Below are 18,615 nucleotides of genomic sequence, written 5' to 3' on the forward strand. Positions count from 1 at the left end.
CAAACCGGTAGCGCTCTTTCCTTTGAGCGCAACCTGCCTCATGTGTCTCAGTTTTTTTCTTCGCCTCGCGGGTCCAAAACCTCAGCCCCAGTCCCGTCCGGCGTCCCGTCAGCACCTCAGCGCCGCCGGTGAAGGGGTATTTACGGTTGGGGCACGGTGGCCGCAAGAGCTTTTTATCAGTTAGATGACATTTTTTGCGTTGATCCGTAAAATGTCATTTTTTTCAATGGGTTGACCACCTGAAAATTCTCGCATCAGGCCCTTTTCGCCTGCTCCGGACGATACCCCAAGCCGACTCGGGTGGGGCCATCCAGCGCGTCTTGTGGTTATCTACAGACCTATCCCCAGATCTGGTGGTACGTCACCCCGGTCACACGATTCAGCCTGCGACTCGCACCTTCCGCGGCACAAGTCGCAGGGCAAGAAGTCCGAGGATGGCGCCGAGATAGAACAGTGGCTCGAACTGAAGCCCCTTGGCCAGCCAGACGTAATGCACCGCTCCAAGCACCGCAGCGGGATATGCCAGCTTGTGCAGATGTCGCCATCGCACCGGGCCCAACCGCCGAATGGCCCGGTTGTTGGATGTCAGCGCCAAGGGGATCAGCGTCGCAAACCCCACCATGCCGATGGTCACATAGGGCCGCTTCACGATATCGGCCCAGATCGCCGAAAGGGTCTGCACATCCAGAACTGCCCAGACCAGAAAATGCGCGAGGACATAGCCAAAGGCCAAAACACCTATCGCGCGACGAAACGGGATCAGGTTCAGCCCCGCCCACTGCCGCAGCGGCGTCACGGCCAACCCGGCCACGATCAGTTGCAGCGCCAGCTTGCCGTAACGGTGTTCCAGCGCCTCGATTGGTTCCACCCCAAGCCCGCCCGTTGCCGCCAGCCAGAACAGCCACCCGCCCCATGCCGCACCGCCCACATACAACAGGGACGGCGGCACGCGACGCAACGCACCGTTCACGTGCTGCATCACCGGGGCGGGCCCTGTCCTGTCGGCGGCATCCGTCACGCTCAGAAGAACTCCGCCAGATCCATGCCCTCATAGAGCGATGCGACCTCATCCTCGTATCCGTTGAACATGAGCGTCGGCTGGCGCCGGGCGAGCAGCCCACCGCCGATCACCCGCTCGTTGGCCTGCGACCAGCGGGGATGATCCACATTCGGGTTCACATTGCTGTAGAAGCCATATTCCCGAGGCTGCGTCGCATTCCACGTCGCAACCGGCTCATCGGCCGTCACTGTGATCCGCACAATCGACTTGATGGACTTGAAGCCGTACTTCCACGGCACCACCAACCGGATCGGCGCACCGTTCTGGTTCGGCATCGGCTCGCCATAAAGGCCGGTCGCCATGATCGTCAGCGGGTGCATCGCCTCGTCAAGCCGCAGACCCTCGCGATAGGGCCAGTCCAGCACCGGCACGCGCACACCCGGCATCTCGTCGGGGCGCAGCGCCGTTTCAAAGGCGACGTAGCGCGCGCCATCCTGCACGCCGACACGCTCCAGCAGATCGGCCAGCTCGAAGCCGTTCCACGGGATGACCATCGACCATGCCTCGACGCAGCGAAAGCGGTAGATCCGTTCCTCGATCGTCATGTCCTCGACAACCTGCTCGAAGGAGTAAGTGCCGGGATTGTCGACCATGCCGTCGATCACGATTTCCCAGGGCGAGGTCGTCAACATATGGGCATTGCGCGCAGGATCTTCCTTGCGCGTGCCGAATTCGTAGAAGTTGTTGTAGGACGTGATCTCTTCGAAGGTGTTGGGCGTCAGCGTGCCTTGCGCCTGTGCCCTACCGCCGATCAGGCCCGCGCCCAACAGGCCCGCGCCCCCCGCCATGATCTGGCGGCGGTTCAGGTAGACCGACCGGGGGGTGACATCATCCCATGTCAGGTCAGAAGTGTAGCGGCGGGCCATGGCGTTTCTCCTTTATGCATTCCGGACAGCATGCCCCGCATATGGAGCAAACCCCAACCCCGGACATCGGGTCTCACGAAACTGTTTGCCGCCGGACCGCGGGTTGAAACAAAACCCGCCCCGCCGGTCACACTGTCTCACATGATTTCACGGCGATTTGATTGGAAACCGCGGGCATCCCGGGCTTAGGCGCGCGGCCCCGCCGGTCAAGCCGCCCGGCAAAAACCCGCTTCACTTGAAAGCATTCCGGGCCCGGCCACCTGTCGATGCGACGGAGACATGTTTCTCCGGCACCCACCAACCTAGGAGACTACGACATGCGCAAGACCCTTATCGCACTGGCAGCGACCACGGCCCTGTCCGCACCCGCGTTCGCGCAGGACATGAACATCGTCGAAACCGCCGTCGGCGCAGGCAGCTTCACCACGCTCGTCGCAGCCGTCGAGGCCGCCGGCCTTGTGGAAACGCTGTCGGGCGAAGGCCCGTTCACCGTCTTCGCTCCGACCGATGACGCCTTCGCGGCCCTGCCCGAAGGCACCGTCGAAAGCCTGCTGCTCCCCGAGAACCTCGACCAGCTGGTGGCAATTCTCACCTATCACGTCGTCCCGGGCGCCGTGATGTCGACCGACCTTTCGGACGGCATGACCGCCGCGACCGTGCAGGGTTCCGACATCACCATCGGCACGACGGGTGGCGTGACCGTGAACGAGGCGAACGTCGTGACCGCGGATATCGCAGCGTCGAACGGCGTGATCCATGTCATCGACGCGGTCATCCTGCCGCCGATGTAAGCCACGGAAAAAAGCAGGCCCGGACATCGTCCGGGCCTGACCGTTTTTGCAACATCCGCAACAATCCATCAAAAGGGAGAATTCATATGGACCGCCGCCGTTTCCTGACAACCTCTGCCGTCGGCCTTGCCGGGGCCGCAACGATGGGTCTTGCGCCCGCCAGCGCCGTGACCGGCTCCAGCACCATCGTCGAACTGGCCGCAGCCACCCCTGATCTTTCGACGCTCGTGACTGCCGTGCAGGCGGCAGGCCTTGTCGATGCGCTTTCGGCGCGCGGCTCGCTCACTGTCTTTGCCCCCACAAATGCCGCCTTCGCCGCCCTGCCCCATGGGGTGCTCGACGGGCTGCTGGCCGACACCGACGCGTTGACCGACGTGCTGACCTATCATGTCTCGGGCAGCTATTATCCGGCCGAAGCGCTCTTGGGCCAGCGCGGTCGCGTTCCGACGCTCCAGGGCGGGTTCATCAACGTCAATGCCACCGGCGGCGGCGTCCACCTGAACCGAAACACCCGCGTGACCACGCCAAATGTCTTTGCCTCCAATGGCGTTGTGCACATCATAGACCGCGTTCTTCTTCCGCACTGATCCTGCACGGCCCCGAAGACAACGCCCCCGGCCTTGCAGCGCGGGGGCGTTATTGTTTTTACGCCAATTCAGTCACGACGCGGCAGATCGACCACTCGGCCATCGGCCAGCGTGATGGTCTCAGCGTAAAGCTCCATGCGCAGGTCGTCATCGACGAAGCCCGCGACGCGGATGCTGTCACCCACACGTACCGGCAGGGGGTTCGGGCCGATATAGACCCGGATCTGCCCGCTTGCATCGGCCAGCCGAAATTCATCCTCGTCCGTGACGCGCTCCACAATGCCTTCCACTGTCGCGTGCATGTTGCGGCGCAGGTCCCCGATCGGCGTGATCTCGGCCAGAACGACGCTTGCCGGAAGCGTCAGCACGGCGGCAAGAAGAACGGCACGTCTCACGGCAATCCCCTCAGTCCAGCGCGACAAGAACCAGCACCAGCGCACCTGCCCCGCCAAGGGCAAGCGCCCAGCCGGGAAGGGTGAAGGTGACATCAGATTTGAGCCACATGCCCAGCCGTTCGGTCGAAGTGGCGCAGGACGGTGTCTGTTCGTCGATCCGGGGCATCTGATGATCTCCTGATTGGTGATGACATGCAGGTCAGATGGGCCCGACCGATCTGGCATCAATCCTATCGAAACTTCCGCCTCGATAGTTTTTTCAAATCATGGGGTGTCAGCCAAAAAGATGCCCCCGACCAGACGCCGGGGGCATCGGTGTCATGTTGTGTCGACCGCGCCTCAGTGCACCACGGCATCCTCAGGCTTGGGCCGCTTCGAGGGCGCCACGCGGTCGCCCACGATCAACCCGTCCGCGCCGGCGCTCACATGGATCACGGCTCCGTCGCTGACATCGCCCGACAAGATCATCTCGGCCAGTTGATCTTGAAGCGCGCGCTGGATCACCCGCTTGAGCGGCCGCGCCCCGAACACCGGGTCATAGCCCTCATCTGCCAGCCACTGCCGTGCGCCCGCATCCAGATCGAGCGTGATCTTCCGCTGCGCCAACCGGTTCTCCAGCCGCTTGAGCTGGATTGTGACGATCCCGCCCATGTCCGCCCGCGTCAGCCGGTCGAAGACGATCATGTCGTCCAGCCGGTTCAGGAACTCGGGCCGGAAATGGGCGCGCACGGCATCCATCACGTCCCGCTTGGCCTGCGCCGCATCCGATCCGTCTGGCAAGGTGCTCAGCGCCTGAGACCCGAGGTTCGAGGTCAGCACGATCAACGTCTGCTTGAAATCCACACGCCGCCCCTGCCCGTCGGTCAAGATGCCGTCATCCAGCACCTGCAAGAGCACGTTGAACACCTCCGGATGCGCCTTCTCGACCTCGTCGAACAAGATCACCTGATAGGGGCGGCGGCGCACGGCCTCTGTCAGCACGCCGCCCTCGTCATAGCCGACATAGCCCGGCGGAGCGCCGATCAGGCGGGACACGGCGTGTTTCTCCATGAATTCGCTCATGTCGATGCGCACCATCGCCTGATCGTCGTCAAACAGGTATTCGGCCAGCGTCTTGGTCAACTCGGTCTTGCCGACACCCGTCGGCCCGAGGAACAGGAACGACCCGAGCGGCCGGTTTTCGTCCTGCAGGCCCGCACGCGCGCGCCGCACGGCGCGGCTGACGGCCTGCACCGCCTGCATCTGGCCGATCACACGTTTGCCCAGCTCCTCCTCCATCTTGAGGAGTTTCTCCCGCTCGCCTTCCAGCATCTTGGACATCGGAATGCCGGTCCAGCGTTCCACCACGCCCGCGATCTGTTCGGGGCGCACGGCCTCTTCGACCATCACGTCGTCGTCCTGTGCCTCGGCGGCGATCAGGTCTTTTTCAAGCTGCGGGATCACGCCATAGGAAAGCTCCCCCGCGCGTGCCAGATCACCGGCCCGCTTGGCCTGATCCAGTTCGGCGCGCGCATGGTCCAGCCGTTCCTTGAGCGTGCGGGCCTGATCGAGCTTGTCCCGTTCGGCCTGCCATTTCGCCGTCATCTCGGCGGATTGCTGTTGCAGGTCGCCCAGTTCGCGTTCCAGCTTGTCCAACCGATCGCGGCTGGCCTGATCATCCTCCTTCTTCAGCGCCTCGGCCTCGATCTGCATCTGCAGGATCTGACGATCCAGCGCATCGAGTTCCTCGGGCTTGCTGTCGACTTCCATCCGCAGGCGGCTGGCGGCCTCATCCATCAGGTCGATGGCCTTGTCGGGCAAGAAGCGGTCGGTGATGTAGCGATGGCTCAGCGTTGCGGCGGCCACCAGCGCGGCGTCCGAAATCCGCACACCATGGTGCAGCTCATATTTTTCCTTGATGCCGCGCAGGATGCTGATGGTGTCCTCTACCGTCGGCTCCTCCACCACCAATGGCTGGAACCGGCGGGCCAGCGCCGCGTCCTTTTCCACATACTTTCGGTATTCATCCAAGGTCGTCGCACCGATGCAGTGCAATTCGCCCCGCGCCAGCGCGGGCTTGATCAGGTTGGCCGCATCCATCGCCCCATCGGATTTGCCCGCGCCCACAAGCGTATGCATCTCGTCGATGAACAAGATGATCTCACCGGCGGCGGCCGTGATCTCGCCCAGCACGGCCTTCAGCCGTTCCTCGAATTCACCCCGATATTTCGCCCCCGCGATCAGCGCGCCCATGTCGAGCGCCATCAGCGTCTTGTTGCGCAGGCTCTCAGGCACGTCGCCGTTCACGATGCGCAGCGCCAGCCCCTCGGCGATGGCGGTCTTGCCCACGCCGGGTTCCCCGATCAGAACCGGGTTGTTCTTGGTCCGGCGGCTCAACACCTGCATCGCGCGGCGGATTTCCTCGTCGCGGCCGATGATCGGGTCGATCTTGCCCTCCCGCGCGGCCTCGGTCAGATCGCGGGCGTATTTCTTGAGCGCCTCGTAGCTGTCCTCAGCCCCGGCGCTATCCGCCGTGCGGCCCTTGCGCAGATCGTTGATCGCGGCGTTCAGGGATTGCGCGTTGACGGCACCCGCCTCCAGCGCCTCGCGCGCGGGGCTTTGCACCACGGCAAGTGCTGTCAGCATGCGTTCGACGGCCACGAAACTGTCGCCCGCCTTTTTCGAGAGCTTTTCGGCCTCGTCCAACACCTTGGCTGTCTGCTTGTCGACATAGATCTGGCCCGCGTCGCCGGTCACCTTGGGCAGGCGGGACAGCGACAGCTCGACGGCCTCGCGCACACGCTCGGGCGCCCCGCCCGCACGCTTGATCAGCGCGGACGCCATGCCTTGGTCATCATCCAACAGGGCCTTGAGCAGATGCTCGGGCGCGAGTTTCTGATGATCCTCGCGGCTGGCGATCGTCTGGGCGGCCTGCAAGAACCCGCGTGCGCGATCGGTGAACTTCTCCAAGTTCATGGTCTTTCTCCTTGTCCAAGCGCCCGTCTGGCCACCACCCGCACCTGCAGCATGGCGACCCATGGGCCTCGGTATGCGATGTGGGAAGCGATGGCGTGTCGCGCAAGTCGCAATGGACCGTCCGGAGGGGAAATTGCGGCAACATTCCCGTTGGCGGAATCTTTAGTTTCTGCCACACATGCGTGGGCGGTCGCGTGTGTTCCTGACCGCCGAGGGGGGCGCCTCCCTGAGTGCCGGCGCCCCCCGACCTGATGGACATGCCCCTCCGGGCCGCCTAGGAACGGAAAAATTCCGACCCGAAAGGCCCGCCGCCATGCCAATCCCATCCGACGACCGCTTGATCGTTGCCCTCGACGTCGCGAACGCGCTGGACGGGTTGCGCGTTGCCGAACGCCTCGGCGACGCCGTGGGGTTCTACAAGATCGGGCTGGGCATGCTGACAGGCGGTGGCCTCGCGTTGGCCAATGAGCTGAAACACGACCATGGAAAGCGGATCTTCCTCGACATGAAGTTCTTCGATATCGGCGCGACGGTCGAAGCCGCGGTGCGGGGAATCGCGGGCTTCGACCTCGATTTCCTGACCGTGCACGGCGACCCGCAGGTGGTTTCTGCCGCGAAACAGGGGGCTTCGGGGACAGACCTCAAGATCCTTGCCGTGACGATCCTCACCTCCAACGACCGCGCCGATCTGGATGCCAACCTGATTGTGCCGGGCGACATGGCCGAGATCGTGGCGGCCCGCGCCGCCCGCGCCTTCGAAGCAGGGGCCGATGGCGTCATCGCTTCCCCGCATGAAGCCGCGATGATCCGCGCCCTGCCGCAATCGGCGGGCCGACTGATCGTCACCCCCGGCGTGCGGCCCATGGGCAGCGACGTGGGCGACCAGAAACGCATCGCCACCCCCGCCGCCGCCATCGCGGCAGGCGCAGATCACATCGTGGTCGGTCGCCCCGTCTGGCAGGCGGATGATCCGGCGCGCGCAGCGCACGCGATCCTGTCCGAATTGCCCTGAGCGCATCGGGCGGCTTTTCGTGCTAGGCTTGTCCGGCGAACCGCGCCGGGGGCAATGGCCATGCTGCAAGACAACGATCCGCGCCTGGACCTGCATTTCCTCGCCGTGCGGCAGGGGATAGGCTTTCTCGGGCTGATCCTCCCCGTCACACTTTATGTCTACGGCCTGACGGGGGCGGGGCGGATGCAGCCCTCGATCTCGGAATTCTACTACACCGCCATGGGCGACGTCTTTGTCGGCTGCATGGTGGCCATCGGGATCTTCTTGCTCAGCTATCGCGGCTACCGGGCGAAACCCGACCGTTTCCCGCTTGGCGACCGGGCCACTTCGATCATCGCGGGGCTGGCGGCGCTTGGCGTGGCGCTGTTCCCGGCGGGGGCCGACCCGGCCTTTGCCCATTGCATGACGGGCGAGACCACAGCCCCCTGTGCCGGTGCCCTGCCCGACCCGACGCTTGTCACGGGCCTCCATTTCATCACCGGTCCGCTCCACTTTGCTTGCGCGGGCGTGTTTTTTGCCGCACTCGCCTATTTCTGCCTCGTCCTGTTTCCCATGGGCGGCAAGCGGCGCCCCGACGGCCGCGCGGCCATGAGCCTCGAACACCTGACCTACTACGCCTGCGGTGTGGTGCTGATCGCTGCGATCCTTGGCGCGCTCGCCTATCTTGTCCTGCCCTTAAAGGACCAGATGCGCGCGCTGAACTACATCTTCTGGGTCGAGACGGCCGGTGTGCTGGCCTTCTCGCTGGCCTGGCTGACCAAGGGCGACGCGCTGAAAAAGCCGCTCGGTTTCCGGATCGCGGGGCCTTAGGCGCGATCGGGCAGGCGCAAATCGTCCAGCCGGTCGCAATAAAAGGCGAAACTGCCGGGTTTCCAGAACCGCGCCTCGATGCTGCCGGGTTGCGTCGCGCCAAATCCCGCAAGCGGGCTTTCGATGTTGATCTCGTCGCGCGCCTCGCCGGGGGCCGCGAAATCGAGCCAAAGCTCGGCCAGCGCCACCGTCCCCTCCAGCGTCAGGGACAAGATCACCTGATCGGCCTCCTCCGCCCGGCCGCGATGGCGCGCGGCCTGATCGCGCCAGCCGTGGCGGATCATCGGCCGGTCGCGCAGGTCATCGATCCGGGGCGGGTCAGCCTTGGGCGGATCGGCAAAAGCGTGGCGCGCCACAGGCCGAGGCATGTGTATGACATGCGCCACCTGAACTGGCGCGGCCCAATCGACAAAGCTGCTCGCCGGCCGGGGCCGGTCCAGCGCGACATAAATCTCGGCGATGCGGCTTTCGGCGTGCGTCAGCGTCAGCCCGGCCCAATCGCGGCCCGACAGCAAAAGGTGCATCAGCCACAAACCGATCCGCCGCCATCCTTCCGGCTCGGCATACCAATCCGTGCTGTGTACCTGATCGAGGATCTCGAACGGCAGATCCGGTCCCTCGCCCAGCCAGGCGATGGACCGCTTCAGCCCGCTGTCGATGACCAGTTCGCCAAAGTCCTGACGTTCGTGCAGTCCGTCGGGAAAACATCCCGGGTCAAACCCGATCTCACCCTCGGGTCCAAGCCCCGCGACCCGGCGGCTCAACCCGGCATAAGCCGAGAGATCAGCCGTCATTGATGTCGTGATCGAAGCGCTTGACCTGCCCGCGATAGACCCCGACCCAACGCCGGAGCGCCAGCCACGACAGAAGCGAGACCACGGCGAAGACCAGCAACAGCATTGGGATCGATCCGCCCAGCCAAACCGCCAGCGGCCCGCCCACCAGCAAGATCAGCGCCACAACCGCCGCGCCCAGTGCAAAACCCAGCAGCACGAAACCGGGGATCAGCACCTCTGCCACCGCCAGAACGACGGCGGCAGCCCCCCAGATCCACCAGGCGGCCCACATCATACCCGGCCCCGCAACATCTGGAACGCCTTGCCAAAGGCATCGGCCGCATCCGCCGGAACAATCACCGTCTGCGTCCCTTGCCCCGCCGCCATGGTGCCCAGCGCCTTCACCTGTTCCAGCGCGATGTTGTATTGCACCGCCTCAAGCCCGCCCTTGGCGATGGCCTCGGCCACAACGCCCGTTGCATAGGCCTCGGCATCGGCGGACACGCGCCGCGCTTCGGCCTGCTGGCGGGCGGCGTATAGTTCCCCGTCCGCCTGCAGTTCGACCGCGCGCTTGAGACCTTCGGCCCGGGTCACGGCGGCCCGCCGTTCGCGTTCGGCATTCAACTGCTGCAACATCGCCTCGCGCGTCGCCTGATCGAGGTTCACATCGAGGATCTCGGCCCGGGTCACCTGAATGCCCCAGTCATCCACGGCATCCTCGACGCTATGCTTGATCGTAGCGATCAGCGTGGCGCGGTTCGATTGCACCTCATCCAGTTCCATCTTGCCGATCTCGGCCCGCACGATCCCCGCCACTGTCGTCGCAATCGCGGCATCCACGTCACGGATCCGGTAAACGGTCTTCTCCGGCTCGAGGATGCGGTAGAACACGCTGGTCTCGACCTGCACCAACACGTTGTCCGTAGTGATGGCGTCCTGGCTGGCGGTGGGAAGTTGCCGCTCCAGGATCGACACCCGGTGCGCCACCTTGTCGAGGAAAGGCACGATGAAGTTCATCCCCGGCCCAAGGACCACCTTCAGCCGTCCAAACCGTTCGACCACATGCTGTTCGGACTGCGGCACGATCCGGATCGCAAGGAAAATGCACAGGATAATGAAGAGGGCCAGCAACAGAACCACAAGGTTCCCGCCCACCAGGTCGGCAATCACGTCTTCCATAAAGATCCTCGTTTGTTGGTCTTCAGGCTTCATGGCTCAAGATATGCGGGGTAGCCCGCGCCAAGGCTAGGCAAAAATGCGGGCCCTGTCCGGGGGAAATCCCCACCCACGCTCCCCCGCGCCACCTTCCGTGGCGGGCCCGATGGGCGTATCGTGGGCCCATGCCCGCCCTGTGCCGCGATTGCCTGACCCAGTTCGATCATGCCCGCCGCTGCCCGGCCTGCGGCAGTCCGCGCATCACGTCGCATGCCGAGTTGTGGGATCTCTCCATCGCCCACATGGATTGCGACGCCTTCTACGCAAGCGTCGAGAAACGCGACAACCCAGACCTCCGCGACAAACCCGTCATCATCGGCGGCGGGCGGCGCGGCGTGGTGTCCACCGCCTGCTACATCGCCCGCATCAAGGGCGTGCGCTCGGCCATGCCGATGTTCCAGGCCTTGAAACTCTGCCCCGAGGCAGTGGTGGTCCGGGGCCGGATGGATGTCTACGCGCAAGTCTCCCGCCAGATCCGCGCCATGATGGAGGATCTGACCCCCGCCATCGAGCCGCTGTCGCTCGACGAGGCCTTCCTTGACCTCACCGGCACTGCGCGGCTGCACGGGCGCCCCCCGGCTGTCTTGCTGGCGGGCCTTGTGAAACGCATGCAGCTTGAACTTGGCATCACCGGCTCCATCGGCCTGTCGCACAACAAGTTCCTCGCCAAACTCGCCTCCGACCTCGACAAGCCGCGCGGCTTTTCCGTGATCGGCCGGGTCGAGACGATGGATTTCCTGCGCGACAAACCGGTGCGGATGATCTGGGGCATCGGGGCTGCCGGTCAGGCCAGCCTCGACAAGATCGGCATCCGCAGCTTCGCCGACCTCCGCCGCTGGGACCGCGCCGACCTGCAGGCCCGCTTCGGCACCATGGGAGACCGGCTCTGGCACCTCGCGCGCGGGCAAGATGACCGCCGCGTCGCCCGCGACCGCGCGGTGAAATCCATCTCGAACGAAACCACATTCTCCGGCGATATCGCCGACGAGGGCCTTCTCGACGGCCATATCTGGCGCCTGTCCGAAAAGGTCGCCGACCGCGCCAAGGCCAAGGGGCTGGCGGGCCGCACCGTCACGCTGAAACTCAAGCGCGCCGATTTCAAGCTCTTGACCCGTCGCCTGTCGCTGCCCGACGGCACCCAGATCGCCGACCGCATCTACCGCAACGCCCGCGCACTTTACGACCAGACCGACCACCCCAAGCCTTACCGGCTGATTGGCGTGGGCCTGTCCGACCTGATCCCGGCCGAGGCGGCCGACCGCGAAGGCGACCTTCTTGACCCTCAGGCGTCCCGCCGCGTCGGTGCCGAACGCGCCACCGACGCGATCCGCAAACGCTTCGGCGAGGATGCGATCCTCAAGGGCCGCGCGCTCCGCTGACCTCTTCTCTGTTTCAGAAATATCCCGGGGGAGTCGCCCAGGGGGCGACGGGGGCAGCGCCCCCGGCACCGCCTCCACAAGATCCACTCGGGGGGATTGCGCCGGAAAACCTCGTTTTCCGCTCTTGTCGGCGCGCCTGCGGCGCGGCCAAGTTATTCCGCTGCCAGCGGCACCCGGCCGGGGCGCGAGACGATCACCCGGTCGATCACGCTTGTGATCAGCCGCTGGACCGCCTCGAAATTCGCGTTCGGGCGCACCATCCGTTCGTTCATGTAAAGCGACCGGTCGATCTCCACCTGCACCGCGTGCCGCCGTCGCGCAGGACGCCCGTAATGCTGCGTCACAAAGGCGCCCGCAAAAGGCGCGTTGCGGATCACGCACAGCCCCTCGGACAGGAACCCGTCCTCCAGGGCATCGAGGATCTCGCCCGCCGCCGAGGCCCCGAAGCGGTCGCCCAGCACCACGTCCGGCCGACGCTGGCCGGGCCGCGCCACGCTGTCCAGCGCCTCATGCGGCATCGAATGGAAATCGAGCAAGACCGCCTCGCCGAACTCGGCCTGCGCTTGCGCCAGCAATCCCTCCAGCGCCGCATGATAGGGCCGCCAGACCTGTTCGATCCGGGCCTCGGCCTCGGTCCGGGCCAGCTTGCCGCGATAGATGGTCCGGCCATTGGCCACGACGCGGGGAATCACCCCCAGCCCCGACGAGATGCGCGGCGTCTGCACCACCCGGCCCACGCCTTCGACCACGCCCGGGTCCAACTCTTCCGGGCTGCGGTTCAGATCGAGCCATGCGCGCGGATATTCCGCCGCGATCACCGGCGCACCCAAGACGGGCGCCCCTTCCACGAGAATATCCATGAAGGCATCCTCGGACGACCGGATCGCACGCTCGTCCAGAACCGTTGCGCGCAAGAACTCCGCCGGGTAGTGCCGCCCGGAATGGGGCGAGGCCACCACCACCGGCGTCAGAATCCGGCGCGGACGGTCAAGGCGATAGGGCGGGTGCATGCGCGCTCCGATCAAAGTCTGTCGGAGCAAGATATAGCGGGTTTTTTCGCCAAGCCAAAAGCCCTTGAACCACCCAATCAATCCTTCTATAGACCGCACACCCAAGCGATGCGTCCACCGCCGGGGCCTTTGGGCTTTAGACATTGGCGCAGCGTATGACGGGGATTTCGGGCGGTTAGCTCAGCGGTAGAGCACTACGTTGACATCGTAGGGGTCACTGGTTCGATCCCAGTACCGCCCACCACCTCGGAAACGGGGAACGTTTTAACCGGTCCTTCGGGGCCATACAGCAACCCAAGGCGCATCGCCGCGCCGCGACTGAGGGGACAGGCCATGAAGGTCAAGAACTCGCTCCGCTCGCTCAAAGAGCGCCATCGCGACTGCCGCGTCGTGCGCCGCAAGGGCCGGGTCTACGTGATCAACAAGACCCAGCGTCGGTACAAGGCCCGTCAGGGCTGAGACCGCGCAACACGGATCAATCCGAAACGGGCCGCCCCTTGGGGCGGCCTTTTTCGTTGCGCGGGCGCTGCGTGGTCCGGCGGTCAGTCGAACAACCGTCCGCCGATCGCCTCGGCCAGCAGGCGCACCACGGTCAACTGGTCCAGATACCCCGTGACCGGCAGCCCCCGGCCATCTTGATAGGACCGGATCGCGATGCGCGTCTGGCGATCGAACACGCCATCCTGCCGCCCGGGATCGAGACCCACCGCCGCCAACCGCTGTTCGACCAGAACGCGCATCGGCTGCGCAAGGTTCAGCGCCGCCTCCGCGGCCTCGGCCTGCGCCTGCGCCGCCGGGCTCAAGCCCGATTCGATCTCGGCGATTCTTGCACGCGCGGCGTCAACGAACAGGCCACGCGGCCACGTATCAATGTAGCCCCGATAGGCGGCCACCGTGTCTTGCTGGCGCACCCCGTCCCAGGCCGCGCGTTCCTCGGCTTCGGCCTCCAGACGACGAGCCGCCTCGATATCATCGAGCCGCGCCCGCGCCACATCGGCATAAAGCCCGCGCGGAAAGCGGTCGAGATAGCGGCGGAGCCCAGCCTCGTCGCTACCCTGCCCGATGGCCTGCCACAAGGCGCGGTCGGCCAGTTCCTCGGCCTCGCGCTGGCGGCGGGTTTCTTCCTCCAGCTCCGCCGCACGTTGCGCGGCCGCGGTGCGCAGCACGCCGATCTGACTGCCGGTCAGAAATCCCGTGACGGGCTGCCTCGTCGCCCCCTGCCAGTCGCGGATCGCGCGCCGCGTGCCGGGCCCGAAGATGCCGTCGATCCCGCGTGTGTCGTGCCCCAGAAGCGACAGGTCGCGCTGAATCTGCTGGCGCGCGGCGCGGCTCAACTGCAAGGCGGTTTCAACGGCTTCGGCTTCGGCCTGCGGATCAACCGGCATGACGGCCAGCCCGGCGAGCGCCGCCTGCGCCTCGGCCACATAGGCACCGTCGGGATATTGCGTCAGATAGGCGCGCAGCGCACCCGCCGTGTTCAACTCGCGCACCGCATTCCACAGCGCCGTTTCCTCGACCGATGGCCCGACGGGCGGCGCGACGGCGCCCGATGCCACGTCCAGAAACGGCACGCTCGACGACAAGAACCCATGGCCGCGCAGGTTCCGTGACGCCGCAACAGCGGCCGCAAGATCCGCACCGGGCCTCAACACAAAGCGGCGGGCAAAATCCGCCACGTCATCGGGCGCGCCCGAGATCACGCTGACGCCTTGCGGCGCGTCGATCGGCCCCAGCCCGGGGGCAAGCCCTGCCCCCAGCGGGAATTGCCGTGCCTCCGTCCCGATCAACACCATCGCCCGGCCGGGCGCACGGCCCGCAACCTCCATCAGCACGTCGAGCGACACGCCCTGCCCGCCGACGGCCCCCAGATCAGGGGTATCGGCATCGCGGCCCAAGACCCATGTGCCGCCCTGCGAACGCACCACATGCCCCGCGACAGCGATCAGCACCCGGTCGGTTTCTCCGGCTGCCACCAGCGCTGACAGTCCCGCGCGCATTGCCTCGATGGGGCCGTTTTCCACCACGATGACCTCGAAGCCCGCCTCGGTCAGCGGGCGTTCGAGGGCCGCGATATCGCTGGCCTGCCGCAGGTTCTGACCGTTGTCGTAGCGGCTGTTGGCGATCAGATAGGCGGTATCGGCCAGCGCAGCGGGCGCCGTGACTACGGCAAGAACAAGGGGCAAGAGGGCGCGCATCGGGGCAGTCTCCGGGGTTGGTCTCGTGACGGCCCGATGCCTAGCACGCCCCTGCGCTGTTAACCGATAACATGGGATAGAGGGTCAGTCATACTTGCGCTGATCGTCGATGACCTTGCCGTCATTGGGCAGGCTGCCCGGCGCCACGATCTCGACCCGGCCGCGCAGCTTCAGCACCGACGCCGCGCTGTCGGCCAGCGCGCCCGCCTCAAGCCCCTCGGCCTCGACCTGAACGGTCATCACGTCCATCTCGCCCTCGCGTGTGGCGATGACGCGTGCCTTGTGGACGCCCGCATGCCGCCCCACGAATTCAGCCACCTGTTCGGGGCGCACGAACATGCCCTTGATCTTGGTGGTCTGATCGGCCCGCCCCATCCAGCCCTTGATGCGCAGGTTGGTCCGCCCGCAGGGGCTTAGCCCCGGCAACACCGCCGACAGATCGCCGGTGGCAAAGCGGATCAGCGGGTAATCGGGGTTCAGGGTCGTCACCACGACCTCGCCCACCTCGCCGGGCGGCACCGGGTCCCCGGTGCCGGGGCGCACGATTTCCACGATCACGCCCTCGTCAACAATCATTCCCTCCATCGCGGGGCTTTCATAGGCGATATTGCCCAGATCTGCCGTGGCGTAGCATTGCAGACAGGCGATCCCGCGATCCGCATATTCGGCGCGCAGCGACGGAAACAGCGCACCCCCCCCCACCGCCGCGCGCGCAAAGGCAAGCCGCACGCCCATCTCGTCGGCCTTGTCGAGAATCACCTTGAGGTAATCGGGCGTGCCCGCATAGGCGGTGCAGCCCACATCCTTGGCCGCGCGCACCTGCAACTCGGTCTGGCCCACGCCCGCGGGCAGCACCGCGGCCCCTACCGCGCGCGCCCCGCTCTCGAAAATCATGCCCGCTGGCGTCAGGTGATAGCCGAAACAATTCTGCACCACATCGCCCGGCCCGATGCCCGCCGCATGCAGGAAACGGCCCATCCGCCACCAGTCATGGCTGACGCCGCCCGGCTCGTAGATCGGGCCGGGCGACTGGAACACATGGGCCAGATTGGTGACCGGCAAGCCGCCGAACGGCGGCGCCTCGGCCTGCCGCGCGACCAGATCCGCCTTTCGCAGCACCGGCAGGCTCCGCAGATCGTCCAGCGACGGCACAGCCGCCATCCCGTTCGACGCCAGCTGCGCGTTCAGCCGCACCAGCTGCTCGGCATCACGCGCATCTGCGCTTCGGGTCTCCAGCGCATCGAAATACTTGGGGTTCTCGTCCAACATCAACTCAACCACCTCTTGCGGCGACGGTAGCTGCGCACGTCGCGGAAACTCTTGCGGCCCTCATCGGACATGCCGAGGTAGAATTCCTTGACGTCCGGGTTCTCGCGCAGGTCCGCGGCAGGACCGTCCATCACCACCCGCCCCGATTCGAGGATGTAGCCGTAATGGGCAAAGCGCAGCGCCACGTTGGTGTTCTGCTCGGCCAATAGGAAGGTCACCCCCTGCTCCTCGTTCAGCCGCTTTACGATGTCGAAGATCTGTTCCACCAACTGCGGCGCCAGCCCCATCGACGGCTCGTCCAGCAAAATCGTCTCGGGCCGGCTCATCAGCGCGCGCCCGATGGCGGTCATCTGCTGCTCGCCACCGCTGGTATACCCGGCCTGGCTCGTCCGCCGCTCCTTGAGCCGCGGGAAATACTCATAGACCATCTCCAGATCAGCCATGATCGCGCCCTTGCCGTCCTTGCGCGTATAGCTGCCGGTCAGCAGGTTTTCCTCGACGGTCAGATGCTCGAAGCAATGCCGGCCTTCCATCACCTGGATCACGCCGCGTTGCACCAGATCGGACGGCGTCAGATCCTGCACCCGCTCGCCGCGATAGAGGATCGTGCCCTTCGTCACCTCGCCGCGTTCGGAATGGAGCAGGTTGGAAATCGCCTTCAGCGTCGTGGTCTTGCCCGCACCATTGCCGCCCAGAAGCGCGGTGATCCCGCCCTTCGGCACCTTCAGGCTGACACCCTTCAGGACAAGGATCACATGGTTGTAGATCACCTCGATGTTGGTGACCTCCAGCAGCGTCTCATGACCCTGCAACTGCGGCGCCACGCCATCGCCATGCGTCTCTTTCGGCTGGTCCAACATCGTGCCGCTCTCCCTGTCGCGCGCCTGCCTTGGCACGGTCACCTGCGGTTAAGGTTAACGGGCCGCGGCCCCACCTTCATCTTTCCAAAAATATGCAGATCCCGGCGGCGACGGACCGCGCCGCCGCCGGGGGTCCTTGATCAGCTGTCAGTGCAGTTGCGCGGCTCGATCCCGGCCTCGGCGGCATAGGCCAGCGAATCCTCCATCACCAACGGCTGCGTGACACTGTCGTCAGGCGCGATGAACTCGCTCAGCGTGACCCATTCGGTCCCGTTCCACTGCGTCATGATCGCCATGCCTGTGCCGCCATGATCGGCGCAGGACACGGCAAACTCGGGCCCGATGCCCGGCATGCCCAGTTCTTCCATCCGCGCATTGGTCAGCTCCAGCGCTTCCATCCCGTCGCGCATCATTGCGGGCGTGATGTCGGCCACACCATGGATTTCCTGCGCGGTCCGGATCGCCTCGGCCGCCAGCATCGCCGCATACATGCCGCGCGTGTACAGCACCGACCCGAGATTCGTGCCGTCACCCGCCGCAAGCCCTGCGTCGATCACATGGCTCTGGATCTCGGCAAAGACCGGCATGTCGCCCAGACGGTTCATGTTCAGCGCGCGGTAGCCCGCCGCCGCCTGACCGGCCGAAGCCACGTCATGATCGGCGCCCGCCCACCAGTTGCCGATGAAATTCTCCAGCGGGTAGCGAATGTTGATCGCTTCCTGAATGGCGACCTGGTTCATCACGCCCCAGCCCCAGAACAGAACGTAATCCGGCCGCTCGCGGCGGATCGTCAGCCACTGGTTGCCCTGTTCCTGACCGGGGCTGTCGACCGCCAGCAGGTTCAGGGTAAAGCCATGCTGGGCCGCCAGCGTCTCCAGCGTGCGGATCGGCTCCCGACCATAGGCGGAGTTGTGGTAGAGAAGCGTGATCGACTTGCCCTCGAGCGAGCCATCGTTCTCCTCCAGCAAAACGTTGATCATCACCGATGCCGCGTCCCAGTAGTTCGCGGGATAGTTGAAGACATGGCTGAACACCTCGCCGTTCACGGCGGATGTGCGGCCATAGCCCATCGTGTGCAGCGGAATGCCATCAGCCGTGGCGCGCGGGATCAGCTGGTAGGTGATGCCGGTCGACAGCGGCTGGTAGACCAGCGGGTTGTCGCCGCGCGTCGCCTCGTAGCATTCCACGCCGCGCTCGGTGTTGTAGGCGGTCTCGCATTCCACCACCCGCACCGGCACGCCGCCGATGCCACCGTCGCGTGCGTTGAGAAGCGCAAAATAGTCCTGATAGCCATCCGAGAACGGGATGCCACCCGCCGCAAAGGGCCCGGTCCGATAGGACAGATCGGGGATCATAAGGTCGGCAAGTGCCGGCCCTGCGGCCAAGGCTCCGGCTGCCACCATGGTAAGCAATGATTTCATCGAGGTAGTCCTCC

19 protein-coding genes and 1 tRNA gene are annotated in these 18,615 nt (G+C 65.4%); 7 read left to right on the plus strand and 13 right to left on the minus strand.

The window, feature by feature from the left end:
• Window positions 1-379: 379 nt before the first annotated feature.
• Both msrQ and msrP read right to left on the minus strand, forming a co-directional pair.
• Window positions 380-979, minus strand: a complete 600-nt coding sequence (gene msrQ, locus C7455_RS12445) for a protein-methionine-sulfoxide reductase heme-binding subunit MsrQ (protein ID WP_109668713.1) — start codon at window positions 977-979, stop codon at window positions 380-382.
• Between the two features lie 41 nt (window positions 980-1,020).
• The gene (gene msrP / locus C7455_RS12450; protein ID WP_109668715.1) at window positions 1,021-1,926 is read right to left on the minus strand and encodes a protein-methionine-sulfoxide reductase catalytic subunit MsrP; all 906 of its coding nucleotides are present in this window, start codon (window positions 1,924-1,926) and stop codon (window positions 1,021-1,023) included.
• A gap of 317 nt (window positions 1,927-2,243) precedes the next feature.
• On the opposite strand from msrP, the gene C7455_RS12455 reads away from it, so the two are divergent.
• Together C7455_RS12455 and C7455_RS12460 are read left to right on the plus strand one after the other, a co-directional pair.
• Window positions 2,244-2,717: a fasciclin domain-containing protein gene (locus C7455_RS12455; protein WP_109668717.1), complete on the plus strand. Its 474-nt coding sequence runs from the start codon at window positions 2,244-2,246 to the stop codon at window positions 2,715-2,717.
• An 86-nt stretch (window positions 2,718-2,803) separates the two neighbouring features.
• Entirely contained in the window at window positions 2,804-3,304 is a 501-nt protein-coding gene (locus C7455_RS12460) for a fasciclin domain-containing protein (protein WP_109668719.1), read from the plus strand.
• 68 nt (window positions 3,305-3,372) lie between these two features.
• On the opposite strand, the gene C7455_RS12465 is transcribed toward C7455_RS12460, so the two are convergent.
• From C7455_RS12465 to clpB, 3 genes are all read right to left on the minus strand, one after another.
• On the minus strand, window positions 3,373-3,699 hold the full coding sequence (locus C7455_RS12465) for a hypothetical protein (protein WP_109668720.1): 327 nt from the start codon (window positions 3,697-3,699) through the stop codon (window positions 3,373-3,375).
• A 10-nt stretch (window positions 3,700-3,709) separates the two neighbouring features.
• Complete coding sequence (locus C7455_RS20160) at window positions 3,710-3,865, minus strand: hypothetical protein (RefSeq protein WP_170119073.1); 156 nt, start codon at window positions 3,863-3,865, stop codon at window positions 3,710-3,712.
• A gap of 173 nt (window positions 3,866-4,038) precedes the next feature.
• Window positions 4,039-6,654, minus strand: a complete 2,616-nt coding sequence (clpB, locus tag C7455_RS12470) for an ATP-dependent chaperone ClpB (protein ID WP_109668722.1) — start codon at window positions 6,652-6,654, stop codon at window positions 4,039-4,041.
• A 313-nt stretch (window positions 6,655-6,967) separates the two neighbouring features.
• Between clpB and pyrF the strand changes: the two genes are divergently transcribed.
• Together pyrF and C7455_RS12480 are read left to right on the plus strand one after the other, a co-directional pair.
• Entirely contained in the window at window positions 6,968-7,666 is a 699-nt protein-coding gene (gene pyrF, locus C7455_RS12475) for an orotidine-5'-phosphate decarboxylase (protein WP_109668724.1), read from the plus strand.
• Between the two features lie 60 nt (window positions 7,667-7,726).
• Entirely contained in the window at window positions 7,727-8,476 is a 750-nt protein-coding gene (locus C7455_RS12480) for a hypothetical protein (RefSeq protein WP_170119074.1), read from the plus strand.
• Here the strand turns inward: C7455_RS12480 and C7455_RS12485 are convergent.
• Genes C7455_RS12485 through C7455_RS12495 form a run of 3 tightly spaced genes read right to left on the minus strand, consistent with a single transcriptional unit; the run spans window position 8,473 to window position 10,431 of the window.
• A complete protein-coding gene (locus C7455_RS12485) occupies window positions 8,473-9,270 on the minus strand; it encodes a hypothetical protein (protein WP_109668728.1) in 798 nt (265 codons plus the stop codon). The two genes, C7455_RS12480 and C7455_RS12485, sit on opposite strands and share 4 nt — an antisense overlap.
• The gene (locus C7455_RS12490) at window positions 9,260-9,547 is read right to left on the minus strand and encodes an NfeD family protein (protein ID WP_109668730.1); all 288 of its coding nucleotides are present in this window, start codon (window positions 9,545-9,547) and stop codon (window positions 9,260-9,262) included. Before C7455_RS12490 ends, C7455_RS12485 begins: the two co-directional genes overlap by 11 nt.
• Entirely contained in the window at window positions 9,544-10,431 is an 888-nt protein-coding gene (locus C7455_RS12495; protein WP_109668732.1) for an SPFH domain-containing protein, read from the minus strand. Before C7455_RS12495 ends, C7455_RS12490 begins: the two co-directional genes overlap by 4 nt.
• 161 nt (window positions 10,432-10,592) lie before the next feature.
• Between C7455_RS12495 and C7455_RS12500 the strand changes: the two genes are divergently transcribed.
• Entirely contained in the window at window positions 10,593-11,846 is a 1,254-nt protein-coding gene (locus C7455_RS12500; protein WP_109668734.1) for a DNA polymerase IV, read from the plus strand.
• 152 nt (window positions 11,847-11,998) lie between these two features.
• Here the strand turns inward: C7455_RS12500 and C7455_RS12505 are convergent, their stop codons facing one another.
• Window positions 11,999-12,856 (minus strand): N-formylglutamate amidohydrolase, encoded by an 858-nt coding sequence (locus C7455_RS12505; RefSeq protein ID WP_109669148.1) that lies wholly within the window; start codon window positions 12,854-12,856, stop codon window positions 11,999-12,001.
• A 169-nt stretch (window positions 12,857-13,025) separates the two neighbouring features.
• Here C7455_RS12505 and C7455_RS12510 point away from each other — a divergent pair.
• Together C7455_RS12510 and ykgO are read left to right on the plus strand one after the other, a co-directional pair.
• A tRNA-Val gene (locus tag C7455_RS12510) sits at window positions 13,026-13,100 on the plus strand.
• 89 nt (window positions 13,101-13,189) lie between these two features.
• On the plus strand, window positions 13,190-13,315 hold the full coding sequence (gene ykgO / locus C7455_RS12515) for a type B 50S ribosomal protein L36 (protein WP_109668736.1): 126 nt from the start codon (window positions 13,190-13,192) through the stop codon (window positions 13,313-13,315).
• An 83-nt stretch (window positions 13,316-13,398) separates the two neighbouring features.
• Here the strand turns inward: ykgO and C7455_RS12520 are convergent, their stop codons facing one another.
• The 4 genes from C7455_RS12520 to C7455_RS12535 form a co-directional block, all read right to left on the minus strand.
• On the minus strand, window positions 13,399-15,051 hold the full coding sequence (locus C7455_RS12520; protein WP_109668738.1) for a peptidoglycan-binding protein: 1,653 nt from the start codon (window positions 15,049-15,051) through the stop codon (window positions 13,399-13,401).
• 84 nt (window positions 15,052-15,135) lie between these two features.
• Window positions 15,136-16,320: a phenylacetate--CoA ligase family protein gene (locus tag C7455_RS12525; RefSeq protein WP_109668740.1), complete on the minus strand. Its 1,185-nt coding sequence runs from the start codon at window positions 16,318-16,320 to the stop codon at window positions 15,136-15,138.
• A complete protein-coding gene (locus C7455_RS12530) occupies window positions 16,320-17,180 on the minus strand; it encodes an ABC transporter ATP-binding protein (RefSeq protein WP_109668742.1) in 861 nt (286 codons plus the stop codon). The genes C7455_RS12525 and C7455_RS12530 overlap by 1 nt, the downstream gene beginning before the upstream one ends.
• A 140-nt stretch (window positions 17,181-17,320) precedes the next feature.
• Window positions 17,321-18,601, minus strand: a complete 1,281-nt coding sequence (locus C7455_RS12535; protein WP_109668744.1) for an ABC transporter substrate-binding protein — start codon at window positions 18,599-18,601, stop codon at window positions 17,321-17,323.
• Between the last annotated feature and the right edge of the window lie 14 nt (window positions 18,602-18,615).

The organism is Roseicyclus mahoneyensis (genome assembly GCF_003148775.1).
GTDB classification, from domain to species: domain Bacteria; phylum Pseudomonadota; class Alphaproteobacteria; order Rhodobacterales; family Rhodobacteraceae; genus Roseicyclus; species Roseicyclus mahoneyensis.